Raw genomic sequence first — 3,271 nt, 5'->3', positions numbered from 1 at the left:
GCGGACCGCTCCCCGCCCCGCCCCTTCCCGACACCTGACGATATGCGGCTCCGCCGCGTGGGGGGCTCCGCCCCAGACCCCGGGGTCCAGGGGCGGAGACTTGCCACGTGGCGGAGTCGTATGTCGACGCTGGGGGAAGGAGTGAAGCCCGGTCCGGGGTCTGGGGCGAAGCCCCTGCCATGCGGCGGAGTCGTATCTCGATGCTTTCCCCGCCCCGCCCCTTCCCGATACCAAGGGCTCCGCCCCTGGACCCCAGGGGTTTGGGGCGGAGCTTGCTCACCCGTGGGGGCCGAGGTGGTCGAGCCTGGATTTCCGGGGTCCAGGGGCGGAGCCCTGCTACGTGGCGGAGTCGTATGTCGATGCTGCGGGGAGAGGGGCGGCCCGCCGCGGGCGGCACGCTTCGTCGGACGGCCTAGCCGCCGTTGTTCAGCAGGGCCCAGGCCAGCCCGCCCAGCGCCAGTACGGCCAGCAGCGTCCCGGCCACCAACGCCGCCACCGCGGCCCGCTGCCGCCGGGGTGGCGGTGGCTCATCGGCGGGTCCCGTCGGGCCGTCCGGGGCCGGGGGATACGTGGGCGTCGCACCGGGCTCCGGTAACCGGCCCAACCGGCCCAGGGGCTCCGTCTCCGCCGTGGCGGCAGGGCCGAAGGCGTCCGAGGACGACACCGAGCCGCCCGCCGGTGTGCCTCCCGCGGCCACCAGCCGCAGCAGCCGCTCCGCCTCCGCAGCCGCAAGCCGCCGCCGCGGATCCTTGTCCAGCAGTCCCTCCAGTACGGAGGTGAGCGGTCCGGCCCGGCGGGGCTCGGGCAGCGACTCGTCCACCACGGCGCGCAGCGTGCTCAGCGGGGTGTCCTGGCGGAACGGCGAGAAGCCCTCCACCGCCGCGTACAGCAGCACGCCCAGCGACCACAGATCCGACTCCGGGCCCGGCGACCGCCCCAGGGCGCGCTCCGGGGCGAGGAACTCCGGGGAGCCCACCAGCTCCCCGGTCAGCGTCAGCGCCGCATCGCCCTCCACCACCGCGATCCCGAAGTCGGTGAGCACCACCCGGCCGTCGTTGGCCATCAGCACATTGCCCGGTTTGACGTCCCGGTGCAGCACGCCCACCGCATGCGCGGCCCGCAGCGCGGCCAGCACCTCCGCGCCGACGCGCGCGGCCCGCGCGGGCGGCAGCGGCCCCTCGGCGTCGAGCACATCGGCCAGTGACAGCCCGCGCACCAGCTCCATCACGATCCACGGGCGGCCCTCCATGGCCACGTCGTAAACGGTGACCACATTGCGGTGCGACACCCGCGCCGCCGCCCGGCCCTCGCGCTCCATCCGCGCGTACAGCCGGCCGATGTCGCGGTCCCCGAGCCCGGCCGGGGCGCGCACCTCCTTGATGGCGACCTCGCGGCCCAGCGCCTCGTCGTACGCGCGCCACACCACGCCCATGCCGCCCCGGCCCAACTCGCCCAGCAGGCGGTAACGGCCGCCGCCCACCCGCTCGCCCTGCCGCCCGACACCCTCTTCGCTCATGGCCGAGCCCCTCCCCCTCAACCGAGCAATTCGGGCTGAATGTACCTCAACCGAGCGTGGTTGCCGCCCCCCTCAGCACCAATCCGCACCCCAGCGCGAGGACGATGGCGGCGGTTCCGACGGGTGAGGCGCGGCGCACCGCCCCCAGCAGCCGGTCGATCCGGCCCCCGGACCCCTTGCGCGCCGCCAGCCGTTCCGTGGCCCGCACGCCCAGGCGCACCGCGGTGAACCCCGCCAGTGTGAGCGTCAGCGCCAGCCCGAGCCCGTACGCCACCACCAGGACGAAGCCGAACCACGCCTGGCCCAGCGCGGCCGCGCCGACGAGCACGATGACGGCGGAGGGGCTGGGCACCATGCCCCCGGCGAAGCCGAGCAGCAGCGTGCCGCGCAGGGTGGGGCGCACCTCGTGGGTGTGGGTGTGACCGTCGCCGTGGTCGTGGGTGTGCGTATCCGCGTGGTCGTGGGCGTGGTCGTGGCCGTGTGCATGCGCATGGCCGTGGTCGTGGCTGTGGTGGTGGGCGTGCATGTGTCGACGGCGGCGCAGCGCCTTGCGGAGCAGCCCCGCCCCGGCCACCGCCACCAGCACACCGCTCGCGATGCCCAGCCACGAGATCACCGAGGGGGCGGCCGCCGAACCCGCCGTGACCAGCAGCCCCAACGCGAACACCCCCAAGGTGTGGGTGACCGTCACCGACGCGCCGAGCGCCAGTACGTCGCGCAGCGCGCTGCGCCCGCCCGCCGCGGCGGCCGCCGCCATCATCGTCTTGCCGTGGCCGGGGGCCAGGGCGTGCATCGCGCCCAGCAGAACGGCCGTGGCGAAGGCCGTAAGGGCGAAGCCGAAGGTGATGTCATGGCGCGCCACCATCGAGGTGAGCGCCTGTGTCCACCGGTCCACCCCGCGCGGCAGCACCGACGAGCCCACCGCGTCCTCCCGGTCGGACTCCGCCGCGCTCGTGAGCGCGGGGCCGCCCGCCTTGACCTTGAGCGCGGCCGACCGCTGATCGGACGGCGAGGAGAGCTGCCCCGCCGGGTAGCGGACCAGCCGGTGGGAGGCGGAGGTCTTGGGGACGTTGGCATCGGTGAGCGTCATACGGTCGCCCTGTGCCGTCACCTCCCGCCAGCCGGGGCCCGTACCGATGTCGCGCGGGCGATAGGCGACCGTCGCCCGCTCGCCGTCGCCCAGCGCGGCCGTGAGACGGCACTCCACCCGCAGCGTCGGCAGCCCGGCCTGGCCGGGGCGCGTACGGGCCTGCGCGCGCCCGGCGCGTACGGGCACCTCGCGCCCGTCGACCGTCAGCCGCGCCCCCTCCGCCGCGCTCGCGCACCGCCGCGCCGCCCACGCGCCCAACTCCCGCCCGGACAGCGCGTCGTCGCCGTCGCGGTCGATCTCCGGCTTCGCCTGGGCGGCGGGGATCTCGGCGAGGTCCTCGACATGGTCGACCCGCAGCGTCCCGGGGGTGACCACGAGCCCGTCGTAACGGTTGACGGTGAAGTTCCCGAGCGGATGCGCCTCGGCACTCCCGGCAGGCAACACCACCATCGCCACGGCCCCCACCAGCACCCCAAAGGCCGCCATCCGCCTACGGATGCGCCGCCCGGGGCTCTGGGTTTCGCTGGCGGGCGTTCGGCGGCGGGGAGCCCGGGGCTGGTCCCCGGTTGGGGGCAGGGCCGCGAGCCGCCAATGGGCGCGCTGCCCGGGGTTCTGGTGTTCTACTGAGCGGCTTGGGGGGGGGAGCCCCTGTGGGGGGGGTGGGT

The 3,271-nt window shown here is 75.5% G+C and carries 1 protein-coding gene and 1 pseudogene; both read right to left on the bottom strand.

The window, feature by feature from the left end; translation table 11 throughout:
- Nucleotides 1-675: 675 nt before the first annotated feature.
- Nucleotides 676-1,516, bottom strand: a pseudogene (locus ACFXB5_RS53220) (serine/threonine-protein kinase); the annotation flags it as partial.
- Between the two features lie 46 nt (nt 1,517-1,562).
- Nucleotides 1,563-3,092: a sulfite exporter TauE/SafE family protein gene (locus tag ACFXB5_RS53215; protein WP_385223222.1), complete on the bottom strand. Its 1,530-nt coding sequence runs from the start codon at nt 3,090-3,092 to the stop codon at nt 1,563-1,565.
- Nucleotides 3,093-3,271: the final 179 nt, after the last annotated feature.

It is taken from the genome of Streptomyces sp. NPDC059455, assembly GCF_042750115.1.
GTDB classification, from domain to species: domain Bacteria; phylum Actinomycetota; class Actinomycetes; order Streptomycetales; family Streptomycetaceae; genus Streptomyces; species Streptomyces endocoffeicus.
Note: the sequence above shows the minus strand (reverse complement) of the source record. Positions and strands in the feature narration are given on the sequence as shown.